This window comes from Sphingomonas sp. TREG-RG-20F-R18-01, from assembly GCF_022662475.1.
GTDB lineage: Bacteria > Pseudomonadota > Alphaproteobacteria > Sphingomonadales > Sphingomonadaceae > Sphingomonas.
In genome coordinates this window covers 251,392-267,213 of sequence record NZ_JAKNQQ010000005.1, presented here as the reverse complement: position 1 = coordinate 267,213, position 15,822 = coordinate 251,392, and the positions used below count along the sequence as shown (strand labels likewise).

Below are 15,822 nucleotides of genomic sequence, written 5' to 3'. Positions count from 1 at the left end.
TCAACCATCACTGTGCGCGGGTTTGCGCCGGCGTCGCGGTCGCGCCGTCAGCGGCGCGCGCGGCATCCTGTTCCTTGTTGGTGACCATGCCGTCATGATTGGCATCCGCCCGATCGAACCGGGCGAGCCCGCGCGCGACGAACTCGCTGCGGCTGATCGCGCCATCCTGGTCGGTATCCGCGCGGGCAATCCGATCCGCGCGGGCATTGCCCAGTTCCATCTTGGTCAGCCGGCCGTCGCCGTCGACGTCGCGTTCGGCAAAGCGCTTTTCGAGCAACTGGCGCACTTCGTCGCGCTTGGCGAGCGTGGGCGGTTCGAAATCGGCGAGCGCATCATCGCTCGCGGTCGGCTGCTGGCACGCCGCCGTCGCCAGCAAAAGGGCGGCAAGCCCCAGAACACCCATATGCTGCATCGTCGTCTCCCGGACCGAAAGGGTCGGCGAGCGTGCAAGACACGTCAAGCCTCCAGCTCAACGTCCCAATAGAGCCAGTCGTGCCATGTATCGTGCAGGAAATTCGGCGGGTAGCGCCGGCCATGCTCCTGCAACTGCCAGCTGGTCGGCCGGATCGCGTCGATGTGGAGCGGCATGCCCGCCTGTTTCGGGGTGCGGCCACCCTTTTTGAGATTGCACGGCGAACAGGCGGTCGCGACGTTTTCCCAGGTCGTCCGCCCGCCTTGGGCACGCGGGACGATGTGGTCGAAGGTCAGCTCATGCCCCGCGCCGCAATATTGGCAGGTGAACTTGTCGCGCAGGAACAGATTGAACCGGGTGAAGGCGGGGAAGGCGCTCGGCCGGACATATTGCTTGAGCGCGATGACCGAGGGCAGCTTGATCCGCTGCGTCGGGCTGCGCACCTCGCGTTCATATTCCGCGACGATGTCGACCCGGTCGAGGAACACCGCCTTGATCGCGGTCTGCCATGGCCAGACCGACAGCGGATAATAGCTCAGCGGGGTGTAGTCCGCGTTGAGCACGAGCGCGGGACAGCCATCGGGGTGGCGGATGAGATCGGGATGGTACATGCGAGCCCCCCTTTTCCTCAGTCGAGTGGCACTTCCTGCGCGGCTTCTTGCCGTTTAGGATGACGCTGTGATGACAGCGACGCCTTTCGTTAACAAGTTCAGCACAGCGCGCGACTCGCGGTCAAGGGGGGCAATGCCGATTTGCAACCAAGGATCGACCTCCGGGCTGCGGTCTGCGCCGCCGAAATGAGCGCGAAAACCACCAGTCGTTTCGCTCCCAGCCCGACCGGGCGGTTGCATCTCGGCCATGCGTTTTCGGCGATCCAGGCGCATGACCGGGCGCAGCGCGCGGGGGGACGGTTCCTGCTGCGGATCGAGGATATCGACGGCACGCGCAGCCGGCCCGAGCATGTCGACGCGATCCTCGCCGACCTGCGCTGGCTGGGGCTGGAATGGGACGGGCCGGTGCTGTTCCAGTCGACTCGGCTCGACCGCTATGCCGCCGCGCTCGATCGGTTGCGCGCGATGGGGCTGCTGTATCCGTGCTTCTGCACGCGCGCCGAAATCGCCGCGAGCCTGTCCGCGCCGCACGGCCTGGAGGCGGTCTACCCGGGAACGTGCCGCCACCGCGACTCCGCCGATCGCGCGGCGCGGATCGACGCGGGGATGTCGCATGCGTGGCGGATCGACATGGCGGCGGCGGCGGAACGCGCAGGGCCGCTCGAGTGGACCGACGAGATCGCGGGCGACGTGGTCGCGCATCCCGAGCGGCACGGCGATGTCGTCCTCGCGCGCAAGGACGCGCCCGCCAGCTATCATCTCGCGGTGACGATGGACGATGCCGCGCAGGGTGTCACGCATGTGGTGCGCGGGGTCGACCTGTTCGCCGCGACCGACGTGCACCGGCTGCTGCAGGCGCTGCTCGGGTTGCCGACTCCGCTCTACCGGCATCATGCGCTGCTGACCGACGCGACCGGCGCGCGACTCGCCAAGCGCAACGGTTCGCCGAGCCTGGAACGCCTGCGTCTGCGCGGCGACGACGGGCGCGCGCTCGCGACGCTGTTGCGCGCGGGGCGGCTGCCCTCGGACATTCTGACCACTGGCTTTCTGGCGGCAAGCGCCTAAGTTGGTGGCATGAGCACTTTCCTGACAATCCTGCTGATTGCGGCGATGATCGCCACGGTCGTCGTTCTGGTCCGCGGACTGGTGGTGTTCCTGCTCGGCGCGAGCCAGCAGGCGCGCGACGGGACGGGGAGTGCGGACGGGATCAGCCCCTCGGCGGTCAAGTCGAACAAGATGATGCAATATCGCATCATGTTTCAGGCGGTGGCGATCTTCCTGGTCGTGCTGCTGATGTGGCTCGCGGGAAAGAGCTGAGCCGACACGACATTCGGCCCGGGGCAGGGCCGGGTGAGGGGGACGGGATTTGGTAAAGCTCAACCGCATCTACACGCGCACCGGGGATGACGGCTCGACCGGACTGGTCGATGGCTCGCGTGTCGCCAAGGACGACGCACGCATGGCCGCGATCGGCGATGTCGACGAGGCGAACAGCCTGATCGGCGTGGCGGCGGTCGCGGTGCGCGATACCGGTGTCGCGGGCATCTGGCTCGTCGCCCTGCTGGAGCGGGTGCAGAACGACCTGTTCGACCTGGGCGCGGACCTTGCCACGCCGGGCGAGGACTTTGCCCCGTCCGACATGGTGCTGCGGGTCGTCGCGGCGCAGGTCGACCGGCTCGAGTCCGAGATCGACCGGATGAACGGCGAGTTGAGCCCGCTCACCAGCTTCATTCTGCCCGGCGGAACACCTGGCGCTGCGGCGCTGCACGTCGCCCGCGCGACCGTGCGGCGCGCGGAACGCACTGCGGTCGGCGCGGCGCGGCATGTCGCGCTCAATCCGCTCGCGCTCGCCTATCTCAACCGGCTGTCGGATTATTTGTTCGTCGCCGCGCGTGTGGTGAACCAAAATGCCGGTGGCGACGTTCTCTGGCGACCGGGTGCTACCCGCTGATGTGGATCGGCGGGCACGGGCCCGTGCGATGACCCCGCAGCGGGGCGAACTTCTACCCGGAACGGACGAGGCGATGGCGACACGGACTGCCCCCAGGACTGACGCTTCGGCGCTCACCGAGCGTTTCCAGGCCGTCCGCAATCTGACCGTCGCGCTGGTCGCGCCCTTGTCGGATGCGGACGCGACCGCGCAGTCGATGGACGACGCGTCGCCCGCCAAATGGCATCTGGCGCACACCAGCTGGTTCCTCGAGACCTTCATCCTGCGCGATTTCGTCGGCGGCTACCGGCTGTACGACGATCGCTTCCCGTTCCTGTTCAACAGCTATTACGAAGCCGAGGGGCAGCGCCATGCGCGCAACCGGCGCGGGATGGTGACGCGGCCCGCGCTCGACGAAGTGCTGGCATATCGCGCGCATGTCGATGCGCAGGTGCTCGCGGCACTGCCCGACCTCCCCGCGGCGGCGCAGGAACTGATCGCGCTGGGGTGCCATCACGAGGAGCAACATCAGGAGCTGCTCGTCACCGACATCCTGCACCTGATGGCGCAGAACCCGGTCGAGCCCGCGATCTGGCCCGCCGCGCGCAAGGTGCCGGTGGAGATGCCGCGCCCGGTCGGATGGATCGAGCATGCCGCCGGGATCGTCGCGATCGGGCATGATGGCGACGGCTTCTCGTTCGACTGCGAAGGGCCGCGCCACCAGACGTTGCTCAGCGCGCATGCGATTGCGGATCGTACCGTGACCAATGGGGAATGGGCGGCGTTCATCGCGGATGGCGGGTACACCGAGCCGCGCCACTGGCTGTCCGACGGCTGGGCATGGGTGAAGCGCGAGCGGATCGTCGCACCGCTCTATTGGGAGCAGCGTGACGGGGCATGGACTCGGTTCGGGCTCGACGGGCGCCGCGCGATCGATCCGGCAGCGCCGGTGACGCACGTCAGCTTCTTCGAGGCGGATGCCTATGCGAGCTGGGCGGGCGCGCGGCTGCCGACCGAGGCGGAGTGGGAAGCTGCGGCGGCGGGCCATGACCCGCTCGGCGGCAACCAGCTCGACACCGCCGGCCCGGTCGAGCCGCGCCCGTCGACCGGCGGCCCGGCCTTCTTCGGCGACGTGTGGGAATGGACCGGGAGCGCGTATCGCCCCTATCCGGGGTTCCGTGCGGTCGAAGGCGCGGTCGGCGAATATAACGGCAAGTTCATGAGTGGGCAGTGCGTCCTGCGCGGCGGATCGTGCGCGACCCCGCGCGGCCATGCGCGCGCCTCGTACCGCAATTTCTTCTATCCGCATCAGCGCTGGCAGTTCACCGGCGTCCGACTTGCCAAGGATTTCTAATGCTTAAGCCAGAAATCGAGGACGGGCAGGCGAGCCTCGCCGACCCAGCGTTCCGCAACGACGTTCTGCGTGGCTTCGCGCTTCGCTCCCGCGCGATCCCGGCGCGCTGGTTCTACGACCGGCGCGGGTCGGAGCTGTTCGAGCAGATCACCGATCTTCCCGAATATTATCCGACGCGGACCGAGACCGCGATCCTGCGCGCGTGCTGCGGCGATGTCGCGCGGATCGCGGGCAAGGGTCGCGCGGTGGTCGAGTTCGGCTCGGGGTCGTCGACCAAGACGCCGATCCTGCTCGAAGCGGTCGATCCGGCCGCCTACGTGCCGATCGACATCTCGGGCGATTTCCTTCGCGAATCCTCGGCGGTGCTCGCGAATGCCTTCCCCGGCCTGTCCGTGCTCCCGGTCGAGGCGGATTTCATGCACCCGATCTCGCTCCCCGCGCAGGTTGCGGATACGCCCAAGCTCGGCTTCTTCCCGGGTTCGACGATCGGCAACATGATCCCGCATTCGAGCACCGACCTGCTCCGCGCAATGAAGGAGTCGCTCGGCGAAGGTGCGATGTTGTTGATCGGGATGGACCGGATCAAGGACCAGGCGACGCTCGAAGCCGCTTATGACGATGCGCAGGGCGTGACCGCGGCGTTCAACCTCAACCTGCTCGAGCGGATCAACCGCGAGCTCGACGGCACGATCCCGCTCGACGCGTTCCGCCACCGCGCGATCTGGAACGACGATCGCGCGCGGATCGAGATGCATCTCGAGGCGACCCGCGACGTGACCTTCACGGTCGAGGGCCGGCCGTTCGACATGGCGGCGGGCGAGACGATCCACACCGAGAACAGCCACAAGTTCGGTGCACGCGACGCGCGGATCCTGCTGCGCGCGGGCGGGTGGACGCCGGTCGGCGAATGGACCGACCCCGAGGGGCGGTTCGCAGTGCTGCTCGCGGAGGCACAGCCCGCCCGCCTCGCGCCGTGATACCGCTGCATCCGGTCGCGGCGACCGGGTTCGACCGGGCGGCGGACGTCTATGCGACGAGCCGCCCGGGCTATCCCGATGCAATCGTGGACTGGATGCGCGATCGGCTGGGTATAGCGCCTGGCCGGACGGTGCTCGAGATCGGTGCAGGGACGGGCAAGTTCACAGCGTTGCTGGTCGGGACCGGGGCGGATATCCTCGCGCTCGAACCGATCGCGGCGATGCTCGATCACCTCGTCGCCGGCTTTCCCGGGGTGCGACCGCTGGTCGGGCAGGCGGAGGCGATCCCGCTCCCCGATGCGAGCGTCGATGCGGTGGTCTGCGCGACCGCGTTCCACTGGTTCGCGACTCCCGCGGTGATGGCGGAAATCCGGCGCGTGCTCAGGATCGGCGGGGCGCTCGGGCTGGTGTGGAACCTGCGTGACGAATCGGTCGGCTGGGTCGAGCAGCTGTCGGCGCGGACCAATGCGCATCAGGGCACCGCGTTGCGCGAACGGGCCGATGCCTGGCGCGACGTCTTTCCCGCGGAAGGCTTCTCGCCGCTCGAAGAGAGCGAATGGCCGTACGCGCATCTTGGTACGGTGGAGGACGTCGTGGTGGGGCGCACGCTGTCGACCAGTTTCATCGCTACCCTGTCCGGGGAAGCGCGTGCCGAGGTCGTCTCGCAGGTCCGCGACCTGATCGCCGCGACGCCCGCGCTGCAGCACGATCCCGTCGCCTTTCCCTATGTCACCAAGGGCTATGATTGCCGCCGCATCGGCTGACCCCTAAAGCGGCGTCAAATCAAGCAAAGGACAGGATATGCAGACGGTAGGTGTCATCGGCGCGGGCCAGATGGGTGCGGGGATCGCACAGGTTGCGGCGCAGGCGGGGTTCCACGTCCTGCTCAGCGACGTGTCGAAGGACCGCGCGGATGCGGGCAAGGCGGGGATCGCCAAGGCGCTCGACCGGCTCGTCACCAAGGAGAAGATGACTGCGGAGGCGCGCGATGCGGCGCTTGGCCTGATCGAGCCGGTCGAGGGCCTGTCCGCGATGGCGCCGGCGTTCCTCGTGATCGAGGCGGCGACCGAGCGCGAGGAGATCAAGCGCGCGATCTTCGCCGAGGTCGGCAAGGTGCTCGCCTCGGACGCGATCCTGGCGTCGAACACCTCGTCGATCCCGATCACGCGCCTCGCGCAGGCATCGCCCGATCCGGCGCGGTTCATGGGCGTCCACTTCTTCAATCCGGTGCCCGTGATGGGGCTGATCGAGCTGATCCGTGGCCTCGCGACGTCCGATGCGACGGTGGCGGCGGTCGAGGCGTTCGGGCGCACGCTCGGCAAGGAGATCGTCCACGCCAATGATGCGCCGGGGTTCATCGTCAACCGCGTGCTGATGCCAATGCTCAACGAAGCGTGTTTTGCTCTGGGCGAGGGGGTGGCGACGGTGCGCGATATCGACGTCGCGTGCCAGTTGGGGCTCAACCATCCGATGGGGCCGCTGACGCTCGCCGATTTCATCGGGCTGGATACGTGTCTGGAGATTACGCGGGTGCTGTTCGAGGGGACGGGGGATCCGAAGTTCCGGCCTGCGCCGTTGTTGGTGAAGTACGTCGAGGCGGGGTGGTTCGGGAGGAAGACGAAGCGCGGGTTTTATGATTATTCCGGCGCGGAGCCCGTGCCGACGCGGTGAACCGGGAATCTCCCCTCCCCTTCAGGGGAGGGGCTGGGGGTGGGGCAGTACAGGTTACCAGCGTTGGTTCGGCTGCACGGCCCCACCCCAACCCCTCCCCCGAGGGGGAGGGGCTAAAGATTCACCTCAAATCCGGTGTTCGCCCTTGACCCAGCGCACCGTGCCCGAGCTTGCGCGCATCACGACGCTTTCGGTCGTCATGATCTTGCCCTTGCGCTTCACGCCCGCGAGCAGCGACCCGTCGGTCACGCCCGTCGCCGCGAAGATACAGTCGCCGCGCGCGAGTTCGGTCAGGTCGTACTGCTTGTCGAGATCGGTCACGCCCCACTTGGCCGCCCGCGCGCGCTCGTCGTCGTTGCGGAACAAGAGCCGCCCCTTGAACTGCCCGCCGACGCAACGCAGCGCCGCCGCGGCGAGGACGCCCTCGGGTGCACCGCCGGCCCCCATGTAGATGTCGATCGTCGTATCGGGATTGGTCGTCGCGATCACGCCCGCGACGTCGCCGTCGCCGATCAGCATGATCCCGCAGCCGAGCTCGCGCAGTTCCGCGATCAGCTTCTGATGGCGCGGGCGATCGAGCACGCAGGCGATGATCTCCTTGGGGTCGACACCCTTCGCCGCCGCAAGCGCACGGACGTTCTCGGTCGGGGTCTTGTCGAGGTCGATGATCCCGTCGGGATAGCCCGGGCCGCACGCGATCTTGTCCATATAGACGTCGGGGGCGTTGAGCAGCCCGCCTTCCTCGGCGATCGCGAGCACCGCGAGGCTGTTGGGGCCGGCGGTCGCGCAGATCGTCGTGCCTTCGAGCGGATCGAGCGCGATGTCGATCTTCGGGCCCTTGCCGATCGCCGAGCCGACCTTTTCCCCGATGAACAGCATCGGTGCTTCGTCGCGCTCGCCTTCGCCGATCACGACGGTGCCGTCCATGTAGAGTTCGTTGAGCGCGGCGCGCATCGCTTCGACCGCGGCGGCATCGGCCGCCTTTTCGTCCCCGCGACCGGTGAGGGTGGAGGCAGCGACCGCCGCCGCCTCGGTCACGCGGACCATTTCGAGCACGAGCACGCGGTCGAGCGTCTTGGAGCGGGTAGCTGCGGTCATCGGGTATCCTCTTTGTCGTTTGTCGGGTGGACTAAGCGGGGAGGCAAAGGATGTCGAGGTTGGGGGCGGGCGCCCCTCTCAGGGAGGCTGCCTTCTCAAGCCCCTCCCCTTCAGGGGAGGGGTTGGGGGTGGGGCTGTGCCTCGCAGAGAGCTTAGCTCTGCTGGACTGCCCCACCCCAACCCCTCCCCCGAGGGGGAGGGGCTAAGAAGTCAGTCGCGCAGCAATTCGTTGATGCTGGTCTTCGAGCGGGTCTGCGCATCGACGCGTTTCACGATCACTGCGCAATACAACGATGGCTTGCCGTCGCCGCCGCCCATGCTGCCGGGGACGACCACCGCATAAGGCGGCACTTCACCGCGGAACACCTCACCGGTCGCACGGTCGACGATCTTGGTCGACGCGCCGAGATAGACGCCCATCGAGAGCACCGCACCTTCGCCGACGCGAACGCCCTCCGCGACTTCGCTCCGCGCACCGATGAACGCGCCGTCACCGATGATCACCGGATCCGCCTGGAGCGGCTCGAGCACGCCGCCGATCCCGGCACCGCCCGAGATATGGACGCCCTTGCCGATCTGCGCGCAGCTGCCGACCGTCGCCCAGGTATCGATCATCGAATTCTCGCCGACATAGGCCCCCAGGTTGACGAAGCTCGGCATCAGCACCGCGCCCTTGCCGATAAACGCGCCACGCCGGACGATCGCACCGGGCACGCTGCGGAACCCCGCCTGGCGGAATTCGGCCGACCCCCAGCCGTGGAACTTGGAGGGCACCTTGTCCCACCAATGCGCGCCGTCGGGACCGCCCGCGATCTCGGCCATGTCGTTGAGGCGGAACGACAGCAGCACCGCCTTCTTGAGCCACTGGTTGACGCGCCAGCCACCTTCGCCATCGGGCTCGGCAACGCGCACCGTCCCTGAATCAAGCTGGTTGAGCGCGGTCTCGACCGCGTCGCGAACCTCACCCTTGGTCTCGAAGCTTATCGTGTCGCGCGCATCCCATGCCGCGTCGATCGTCGTCTGCAAGTCGGTCATGCGTCCCCCATGATGTCGTGAAGCCACGCCGTCAGATCGGGCGTGGTGAAGTCGATAAAGCTGCGGTCCTGCTCGGCGGCGGCCTGTTCGGAGCCATTGTCGATCCACACCGTCGTCATGCCGATCGCCTTGGCAGGCGCGAGGTTGCGCGCCATGTCCTCGACGAACAGCGACTCGGTCGGGTCGATGTCGAACGCCGCGCACAGTCCGGCATAGGCCGAAGCGTTGGGCTTGGGTTTGAGGTCCATCGCGTGAATGTCGTGGATCGCCTCGAAACTCTCGCCGAGCCCGAGCCGGTCGAGCACGCGAGTCGCATAAGGCGTATCGGCGTTGGTGAAGATGATCTTGCGCCCCGGCAATCGCGCGATCGCGGCGGCGAGCGGGGCGTTTTCGTCGAGCACGTCCATTTCGATGTCGTGGACGTCGGCGAGGAAATGGTGCGGATCGACGCCGTGCTCGGCCATCAGCCCAGCGAGCGTGGTGCCGTGATCGAAGAAATACGCCTTCTGGATCCGCCGCGCCTCGACCAGATCGACTCCCAGCGCATGCGCGACATAGGCGGTCATCTTGACGTCCATCTGGTCGAACAGCCGCGCCGACGCCGGATACAGCGTGTTATCCAAATCGAAAACCCAATTGCGGATAGAGGCGAGGCGCGCGAGCATGCGCGCGGCTCTAAGCGCAGGGCGCGTGGCGGGCAAGGCAGGGATGGCGCGACCGCGATACCCGTCGGGACACGACGAGGAGATCGCGGGGTGGATGCCGAACGGGGCAGGGAGCAATGACGATGCGACACCGATGGACCAGCTATCTCGCGCGGCCGGCGGCGCTGGCGACCCTGGTCGGGCTGGGAGCCTGCAGCGGGGGCGGGGGCGTCAACAGCACGCCCGCGCCGCCGCCGATCAGCACCCCCACGCCGACTCCCACGCCGGTGCCCGCTCCAACGCCGACTCCCGCCCCGACCCCGACGCCGACCGCGACCAATTACGATACCGCGGAATATCGCGCGACGGTGGGGGCGGTGTCGGCCAATGCGCTGGCGCTGTATCAGGCGGGGGCGACGGGGAAGAGCATCACGGTCGGGATCGTCGACAGCGGGGTCGACCTGACCAGCGCCGAGTTCGGCGGACGGATTTCCGCCGCCTCGGCCAATGTCGCGGGTGGAACGAGCGCGGCGGACGAGGACGGCCATGGCACCGCGGTGGCGTTCACGCTGGCGGGGCGACGCAACGATACCGGCACGCAGGGCATCGCGTTCGACGCGACGATCATCGCCGCGCGCGCCGATACGCCGGGATCCTGTGCCACGTCGACCGGCTCGACCGACAGCTGTGCCTTCGCTGACGGCGCGATCGCGCGCGGGATCGACCTGGCGGTCAACAATGGCGCGCGGGTGATCAACATCTCGCTCGGCGGCGGCGCGGCCGGGAGCGCGGTGGTCAGCGCGGTCAGCCGGGCGACCGCGGCGGGGATCGTGATCGTGATCGCGGCGGGCAACGATTTCGCGACGAGCCCAACCACCGCGGTCAATCCCGATGCGTTCGCACAGATCGCCAACACCGCCGCCGCGCGCGGGCTGGTGATCATCGCCGGGTCGGTCGGCGCGAACAACAGCCGCACGGCCGGCGGGGACGTGATCTCGACCTTCAGCAACCGCGCTGGCAATTCGGCGACGCATTATATCACCGCTGTCGGGGAAAGCGTGCGCGCACCGAACCAGTCCGGCACCCCGTTCCTGTGGACGGGCACGTCCTTTTCCGCGCCGCAGATCGCAGGCGCGGCGGCGTTGCTGGCGCAAGCCTTTCCCAACCTGACCGGCGCGCAGATCGTCCAGATCCTCTACGCCTCGGCGCGCGATGCCGGCGCGGCGGGGGTCGACCCGGTGTATGGCGAGGGCGTGCTCGACCTCACCCGCGCGTTCCAGCCACTCGGCGGCACCGCGGTCGCGGGTACCCGGTCGGCGGCGTCGCTGACATCCAATGCCATGCTCTCCGCGCCGATGGGGGATGCCGCGCAGGGCGCGCTGGGGGCGGTGATCCTCGACGGGTTCAGCCGCGCCTTCGCGATCGATCTCGCGCGGACGATCCACCGCGACGGGCCCGCGCCCACGCTCGCCGGCCAGTTGCTGGCGACCACGCGCACCGTTCAGACCAGCGTCGGGGGCACGATGCAGGTTGCGCTGACGGTCGCGCCGATCACCGACGGTGGTGCGAGCGTGTCGCGGCTGATGCTGTCGCGCGGCAGCGCCGACCAGGCGCGCGCGATTGCGGGAACGGTGACGAGCCGGCTCAACACCCACGCCAGCTTCGCGGTCGGTTTCGCCGAGGGCGGCGCGACGCTGACCGCGCGGCTGGTCGGGCGGAGCGACCCCGCCTTCCTCGTCGCGCGCGATCCGGTGCAGGGCGCCGGGTTCGACAGCCGGGCGCGCGGCGCCAGTGCGGTGCGCCAGCAGATCGGCGCGTTCGGCCTGACCGCGGCGGTCGAAAGCGGGGATGCCCTGGCGCGCGATCCCGACGCGCTCGTCGCGGCGCGCAACCGCTATCGGCCGTATGGCTATGACCGCAGCGCGATCACGCTGGACCGCCAGTTCGGCGGGCTGAGCCTCGCGCTGACCGGCACCCGGCTGGCGGAGCGCGCCACCGTGCTCGGCGCGCGCTTCGGCGATGCGCTCGGCGGGACGCGGGCGACGAGCTGGTTCCTCGATACCGTCGCGCGGTTCGAGGCAGGCGGCGGATGGAGCATCGGCGGATCGGTCCGCCGCGGCTGGACCCGCGCCGACGTGCGCGGTGGCCTGACCGGCAGCGGCGCGCTCCGCACCAGCGCCTTCGCCGCGGACGTCGGCAAGGACGGATGGTTCGGGGCGCGCGACAGTTTCGGACTGCGCGTCGCGCAACCGCTGCGCGTCGCGCGCGGCGGGATCGACCTGACGCTGCCGACGGCCTATGACTACGACACGCTTGCGGTGAGCAGCTGGACCACGCAGCGCATGAACCTCGCCCCGACCGGGCGCGAGATCGACCTGGAGGCGCGCTATGCGCTGCCGGTGTGGGCCGGGACGCTGCAGACCAACCTGTTCCTGCGCCGCCAGCCGGGGAATTTCGTCGCGCTGGGGCAGGATCTGGGCGCAGCGGCGCGCTGGTCGGTAGCATTTTGAAACGTGCTTCCCATATCGGATCCATGACCGCTTATTCACTCCTCGATCTCGTCCCCGTCGTCGAAGGCGGCAGCGTCGCCCAGGCGCTCCGCAATGCGGGAGATCTCGCCGCGCATGCCGAAAGCCTCGGCTTCTCGCGCTATTGGACCGCCGAACACCATGGCATGACCGGCATCGCCAGCGCGGCGACATCGGTGGTGCTCGCGCATATCGGGCAGGCAACCACGACGATCCGGATCGGCGCGGGCGGGATCATGCTGCCCAACCATGCGCCGCTCGCGATCGCCGAGCAGTTCGGGACGCTCGATGCGCTGTTCCCGGGACGGATCGACCTCGGGCTCGGCCGGGCGCCGGGGTCCGACCAGATCGTCGCGCGCGCGATGCGGCGCAGCCTCAACACCGATCCCAATGCCTTTCCGAATGACGTGCTGGAACTGCAGAGCTATTTCGCCGACGACGGCCAGACCGGCGTCCGCGCGACGCCCGGTGCGGGTGCGGACGTGTCGCTGTGGATCCTCGGGTCGAGCACCTATGGGGCGCAGCTCGCCGCGATGCTCGGCCTGCCATACGCCTTCGCCTCGCATTTCGCGCCCGACGCGCTGATGAGTGCGATCGAGATCTATCGGCGCACCTTCCGCCCGTCGGCGGTGCTCGCAAAGCCGCACGTGATGGCGGGGTTCAACGTCTTCGCCGCCGATAGCGACGAGGAAGGCGCGCTGATCGCCAGTTCGCAGGAACAGGCGTTCGTTGCGCTGCGCACCGGCAACCCCCGCCAGCTGCCGCCACCCGTCGAGGGCTATCGCGCCAGCCTCGGCGCGCAGGGCGGCGCGATCCTCGACCATGTGCTGTCCTGCTCGGCCGTCGGTGGTCCCGCCAAGGTCGCGCGGGAGATTGCTGCGTTCGTCGCCCGTACCGGCGTGGACGAGCTGATGATCGCCAGCGCGATCTACGATCATGCCGCGCGCAAGCGCAGCCTGACCATCACCGCGGAGATCTTGCGCGAGCGTGCCATCGCCGCCTGACCTCCGATCGCACTTCGCGCCGCGCGAAAAGACCCCTCCCGCGCGGCGCAATTTAGGGCCGATCTGATGCGGTGTCGCTCTATGTTACAGTTTTTATATGCTTAACGCCGGATGAATAAGCGCCGGAAAGTCGGCTTTCGAGCCCACGACCGGCCGCATCCGAGGCTCGGGTTATCGTGAAGGAGCAGCGATAACGTGCTGTAAAAGCTGTAGTGTCGGCGTACCTTACACTCTCGCCCGAAAGAATGGCTGCCGCCCTCGGGTAGGGACTTGGCACGGGTCTTGCGTATCGGTGTACAAGCATTCCGAGGAGTAAGACATGCGTACGAAGATCCTGACGTCCGTCGCCGCTACCGCCATCGCCATGGTGTCGACCAACGCATATGCCGCGGCAAACCTGACCAACGTATCGATCCAGGGTCTCGGCAGCCCCTACAGCTGGAATACGGCGATGGGTTCGATGGACACGGTCTTCATCCAGCAGCCGCTCGGTAACATCTTCAACCCGAACAGCGAGGCGATCAACGATCCGACGTCGGCTGGTCTCAACAGCTTCACGATCAACGGCGAAGGCCTGCCGGTGGACTCGGTCCTCGAAGCAGCGCAGAACTATCTGATCACGCTGACCTTCGCCGATGACGCGACGGTTTCGGGGATCTACAACACGCTTGCTCCGTCGGACACGTTCAAGGGCACGACGTTCGACACCGGCACGACGGTCTATGAACTGACCGGCTTCGCCTGGAACCGGACGCTCTCCGACAACGTCAGCGCCAAGCAGGCGGTTTCGGGTGGCAGCAAGGCGGATTACGCAGGCCAGTTCTCCTTCACGGCGGTCGAGAGCGCAGTTCCCGAGCCAGCTACGTGGCTGATGATGCTCGCCGGCTTCGGCATGGTCGGCGCCGGCCTCCGGTCGCGCAAGGTGCGCACGAGCGTCACCTACGCCTGATCGCATCCGCGTTCACCAGCGATAGCGAAAGCCGTCGGTCCAGCGGGACCGGCGGCTTTTTCTTTGAGCGCGCGCCCGGGGTTGTCGATGGTGCTGCGGTTCCGCGCAGGTGCGCGAACCGTCTTTGGTGTCTTCCGGCCGGCGCGATCAGTTCGCCGCTGGCAACCGCAGCCGGACGAGCAACCCGCCGAGGTCCTCGCTCTCCTCGAGGCTGACCGTGCCTTCGTAGATCTCGGCGACGTCGCGCACGATCGCCATGCCGAGCCCGGTCCCGGGCTTGCCCGAATCGAGCCGCACGCCGCGATCGAAGATCCGGATCCGCTCCTCCTCCGGAATCCCGACCCCGTCGTCCTCGATCAGGAATTCGACGAAACCCGAATGCTTGGCGACGGTGACGAACACGCTCCCCCCGCCATATTTCGCGGCATTCTCGATCAGGTTGCCGAGCATCTCGTCGAGATCCTGGCGTTCGACATGGACCTGCAGGTCGCGCGGGCCGGACGTGTCGATGCGGACGTGACGATACAGCACGCCGACCGCGCGCTCGACCGATTCCAGGCTCGGCCAGACGTCGGCGCGGCTGTGCGCCGATCCGCGCCGCCCGACCGCGCGGGCGCGGGCGAGGTGGTGGTCGACCTGCCGCCGCATGGTCCGCGCCTCGCGCACCACCGTCTCGCCGAGATCGTCGGCCTTGGCGGTGGCGGCGTTCATGATCACGGTCAGCGGGGTCTTGAGCGCATGCGCCAGATTGCCCGCGTGGCGCCGCGCTTCCTCCGCCTGGCGTTCGTTATGTTCGATCAGCGCGTTGAGTTCCTCGACCAGCGGCGCGACCTCGATCGGCATCGGGCGTTCGACCTGCCGCGCCTTGCCCGCGCGCATCCGCGCGATCTCCTCGCGCACGCGGCGCAGCGGCCACAGCCCGTAGAAGGTCTGCAGCGCGGCCATCACGATCAGCCCGAACGCCAGCAGCAGGAAGCTGCGCAGCAACGTCTTGCGCAGCACGCGGATCTGCGCGTCGAGCCCGTCGCGGCTTTGCGCGACCTGGAAGCGCCAGCGCAGCTTGGAGCCGGGCAGCGTCACGTCGCGCTCGACGATCCGCAGCTTTTCGGGCGATTCCGCCTTGGGGTCGACGAACTGGTTGCTGTCATAGGCGTGGACCGACAGATCGGTGTGCGGCGCCCCGTAGGCGAGCCTGCGGTCCCATAGCGAGCGCGAGGCATAGCTTTCCTGGCCCGGCGCGCTGACCTGATAATAGAGCCCCGAATTCGGCTCGAGGAAGCGCTGGTCGGCGGGTTCGCGGTTGTTGAGCACCTCGCCTTCGGGGCCGATCTCGGCCGAGACGATCAGCGCGGTCAGCACATATTCGAGCTGGTCGTCGAAATTGCGCGTCACCGCGGTGCTGAGCACCCGGTCCAGCGCATAGCCGCCACCGGTCAGCAACAGCAGGATCCACCCCGCCGCGATCAGGATCATCCGGCGGCTGAGCGATCCGGTCGTGCGGACGCGGGGCAGGGTGCGCGGCTCGACCTCGAGCGGCGGGAGCGGCGGCGCAAGCGCGGTCGCGGCGTGCGTGTCCGCCTCAGCCATCATGCCCTGCGTGCGGTCGGAC

16 protein-coding genes are annotated in these 15,822 nt (G+C 68.2%); 10 read left to right on the top strand and 6 right to left on the bottom strand.

The window, feature by feature from the left end:
• Positions 1 to 7: 7 nt before the first annotated feature.
• On the bottom strand, positions 8 to 412 hold the full coding sequence (locus L8K25_RS15265) for a calcium-binding protein (protein WP_242139832.1): 405 nt from the start codon (positions 410 to 412) through the stop codon (positions 8 to 10).
• Between the two features lie 44 nt (positions 413 to 456).
• A complete protein-coding gene (locus tag L8K25_RS15260) occupies positions 457 to 1,023 on the bottom strand; it encodes an HNH endonuclease (RefSeq protein WP_010162002.1) in 567 nt (188 codons plus the stop codon).
• A gap of 186 nt (positions 1,024 to 1,209) precedes the next feature.
• Between L8K25_RS15260 and gluQRS the strand changes: the two genes are divergently transcribed.
• The 7 genes from gluQRS to L8K25_RS15225 all read left to right on the top strand — a co-directional run bounded on the left by gluQRS (position 1,210) and on the right by L8K25_RS15225 (position 6,955).
• Positions 1,210 to 2,088 carry a tRNA glutamyl-Q(34) synthetase GluQRS gene (gluQRS, locus tag L8K25_RS15255; RefSeq protein WP_242139831.1) on the top strand — a complete coding sequence of 293 codons (879 nt, stop codon included), beginning with the start codon at positions 1,210 to 1,212 and terminating at the stop codon, positions 2,086 to 2,088.
• Positions 2,089 to 2,097: 9 nt separating this feature from the next.
• Positions 2,098 to 2,340 carry a twin transmembrane helix small protein gene (locus L8K25_RS15250; RefSeq protein WP_242139830.1) on the top strand — a complete coding sequence of 81 codons (243 nt, stop codon included), beginning with the start codon at positions 2,098 to 2,100 and terminating at the stop codon, positions 2,338 to 2,340.
• A gap of 49 nt (positions 2,341 to 2,389) precedes the next feature.
• Positions 2,390 to 2,974 carry a cob(I)yrinic acid a,c-diamide adenosyltransferase gene (locus L8K25_RS15245; protein WP_242139829.1) on the top strand — a complete coding sequence of 195 codons (585 nt, stop codon included), beginning with the start codon at positions 2,390 to 2,392 and terminating at the stop codon, positions 2,972 to 2,974.
• A gap of 73 nt (positions 2,975 to 3,047) precedes the next feature.
• Positions 3,048 to 4,307, top strand: a complete 1,260-nt coding sequence (gene egtB / locus L8K25_RS15240; RefSeq protein WP_242139828.1) for an ergothioneine biosynthesis protein EgtB — start codon at positions 3,048 to 3,050, stop codon at positions 4,305 to 4,307.
• On the top strand, positions 4,307 to 5,284 hold the full coding sequence (egtD, locus tag L8K25_RS15235) for an L-histidine N(alpha)-methyltransferase (protein ID WP_242139827.1): 978 nt from the start codon (positions 4,307 to 4,309) through the stop codon (positions 5,282 to 5,284). Before egtB ends, egtD begins: the two co-directional genes overlap by 1 nt.
• Positions 5,281 to 6,048: a class I SAM-dependent methyltransferase gene (locus L8K25_RS15230; protein WP_242139826.1), complete on the top strand. Its 768-nt coding sequence runs from the start codon at positions 5,281 to 5,283 to the stop codon at positions 6,046 to 6,048. The genes egtD and L8K25_RS15230 overlap by 4 nt, the downstream gene beginning before the upstream one ends.
• Before the next feature lie 37 nt (positions 6,049 to 6,085).
• Positions 6,086 to 6,955, top strand: coding sequence for a 3-hydroxyacyl-CoA dehydrogenase NAD-binding domain-containing protein (locus L8K25_RS15225; protein ID WP_242139825.1), 870 nt, complete (start codon positions 6,086 to 6,088; stop codon positions 6,953 to 6,955).
• Positions 6,956 to 7,081: 126 nt separating this feature from the next.
• Here the strand turns inward: L8K25_RS15225 and glpX are convergent, their stop codons facing one another.
• From glpX to L8K25_RS15210, 3 genes are all read right to left on the bottom strand, one after another.
• Complete coding sequence (glpX, locus tag L8K25_RS15220; RefSeq protein ID WP_242139824.1) at positions 7,082 to 8,053, bottom strand: class II fructose-bisphosphatase; 972 nt, start codon at positions 8,051 to 8,053, stop codon at positions 7,082 to 7,084.
• 210 nt (positions 8,054 to 8,263) lie between these two features.
• The gene (dapD, locus tag L8K25_RS15215; protein ID WP_242139823.1) at positions 8,264 to 9,088 is read right to left on the bottom strand and encodes a 2,3,4,5-tetrahydropyridine-2,6-dicarboxylate N-succinyltransferase; all 825 of its coding nucleotides are present in this window, start codon (positions 9,086 to 9,088) and stop codon (positions 8,264 to 8,266) included.
• Positions 9,085 to 9,753, bottom strand: coding sequence for a pyrimidine 5'-nucleotidase (locus tag L8K25_RS15210; RefSeq protein ID WP_242139822.1), 669 nt, complete (start codon positions 9,751 to 9,753; stop codon positions 9,085 to 9,087). The genes dapD and L8K25_RS15210 overlap by 4 nt, the downstream gene beginning before the upstream one ends.
• Before the next feature lie 122 nt (positions 9,754 to 9,875).
• On the opposite strand from L8K25_RS15210, the gene L8K25_RS15205 reads away from it, so the two are divergent.
• The 3 genes from L8K25_RS15205 to L8K25_RS15195 all read left to right on the top strand — a co-directional run bounded on the left by L8K25_RS15205 (position 9,876) and on the right by L8K25_RS15195 (position 14,213).
• A complete protein-coding gene (locus L8K25_RS15205; protein WP_242139821.1) occupies positions 9,876 to 12,242 on the top strand; it encodes a S8 family peptidase in 2,367 nt (788 codons plus the stop codon).
• A 23-nt stretch (positions 12,243 to 12,265) separates the two neighbouring features.
• Positions 12,266 to 13,264, top strand: a complete 999-nt coding sequence (locus L8K25_RS15200; protein WP_242139820.1) for an LLM class flavin-dependent oxidoreductase — start codon at positions 12,266 to 12,268, stop codon at positions 13,262 to 13,264.
• Between the two features lie 319 nt (positions 13,265 to 13,583).
• On the top strand, positions 13,584 to 14,213 hold the full coding sequence (locus L8K25_RS15195; protein WP_242139819.1) for a PEPxxWA-CTERM sorting domain-containing protein: 630 nt from the start codon (positions 13,584 to 13,586) through the stop codon (positions 14,211 to 14,213).
• Between the two features lie 147 nt (positions 14,214 to 14,360).
• Here L8K25_RS15195 and L8K25_RS15190 read toward each other — a convergent pair whose 3' ends face one another.
• A complete protein-coding gene (locus tag L8K25_RS15190) occupies positions 14,361 to 15,800 on the bottom strand; it encodes a HAMP domain-containing sensor histidine kinase (RefSeq protein ID WP_242139927.1) in 1,440 nt (479 codons plus the stop codon).
• Between the last annotated feature and the right edge of the window lie 22 nt (positions 15,801 to 15,822).